This window comes from Nocardia sp. NPDC050175 (assembly GCF_044459885.1).
Classification (GTDB): Bacteria; Actinomycetota; Actinomycetes; order Mycobacteriales; family Mycobacteriaceae; genus Nocardia.
The window spans coordinates 1-1,286 of record NZ_JBITJI010000031.1 but is presented as its reverse complement, the minus strand read 5'-3'; the positions used below and the strand labels follow the sequence as shown (position 1 = coordinate 1,286).

Here is a 1,286-nt window from a genome sequence, read left to right as displayed (position 1 = left end):
TGGGCCGTCCCCGATGAATGAGACCACTCGGTATTAGAGTCCTGTTTGGCCTGGTGAGGGCCGAGAAGGGACACTGATCGATATGGCAGGACGCAAGCGGCATTCCGCGGAGGACATCGTGCGGAAGCTGCGCCGTGCCGACGAGCTGACCGCCGCCGGTAAGACCGGCGAGGAGGCCGCCGCCGAAATCGGGGTGTCGGCGGCGACGATGTACAACTGGCGCCGCCAGTACGGCGGCGTGGACACCGACGCGGCCAAAGAGCTCAAGGAGCTGCGGGAACAGAACGCCCGCTTGAAGCGACTTCTCGCGGACGCGGAGCTGGAGAAGGACGCGTTGCGGGAGATCGCTCGGGGAAAATTCTGAGCCCAGCCACCAAGCGCCGCGCCGTGGACATGCTTCGCGAAATCAAGAGCATGTCGGAACGGTTCGCGTGCAAGGTCGTTGGGCTGAATCGGTCGACCTATCGGCGGCTGCCGATCAAGGACACACCGATCGATCCGGATGCCGGTTTGCGGGCCTGGCTGCGCTCCTACGCGGTCAAACATCAAGGGCACGGGTTCCGCCGTGCCTGGGCGGCCCTGCGGTTCGACGAGGGCGCGGGCGTCAACATCAAGAAAGTCCACCGGCTCTGGCGCGAGGAGGGCCTGCAGGTCCGCCAGCACCATCCCCGCAAAAGAGCCGGGGTTTCCTCGACCCCGCCGGTCGAGGCCGATGCCCCGAAAGTGGTGTGGGCGTTGGACTTCCAGTTCGACTCCACCGTCGACGGGCGGGCGGTGAAGATCGCGTCGATGATCGACGAACACACCCGCGAATCCCTGCTCCACATGGTGGAACGGTCGATCACCGCCGAACGACTCGTCGCCGAGCTCGGCAAGGTGTTCGCCGCGACCGGCGGCCCGCCGAGGGTGCTGCGGATGGACAACGGCCCGGAAATGATTTCCCATGCCCTGCAACGATTTTGCGCGGACCGGGTCGGGATCTCCTACATTCCGCCGGGCACGCCCTGGAACAACGGCTTCGTCGAATCGTTCAACCGGCGGCTACGGACCGAGTGCCTCAACCGCAACCACTGGACCACCTTGCTCGAGGCCCGCGTGGTGATCGGCGATTTCAAGACCGACCACAATCGGCGGCACCGACATTCGGCTCTGGGCTACCTGACCCCGGCCGAGTACGCTGCGGCCTGCACCCACACCCACCACCCGGTGGCCTGCGGGACCAACTGAACACGGAACGAAATCACCTGGCTCTACTCCCAGGTGGTCTCGTCATCGGGGACCGCTCA

1 protein-coding gene is annotated in these 1,286 nt (G+C 65.6%); it reads left to right on the top strand.

All coding sequences use genetic code 11. From position 1 onward, the window contains the following. Positions 1–82: 82 nt before the first annotated feature. Positions 83–1,227 (top strand): IS3 family transposase gene (locus ACIBK2_RS45785; protein WP_396977564.1). Its coding sequence is split into 2 segments (ribosomal slippage): positions 83–359 and positions 359–1,227, totalling 1,146 coding nucleotides; the frame shifts between segments, so codons are not numbered across the junction. Positions 1,228–1,286: the final 59 nt, after the last annotated feature.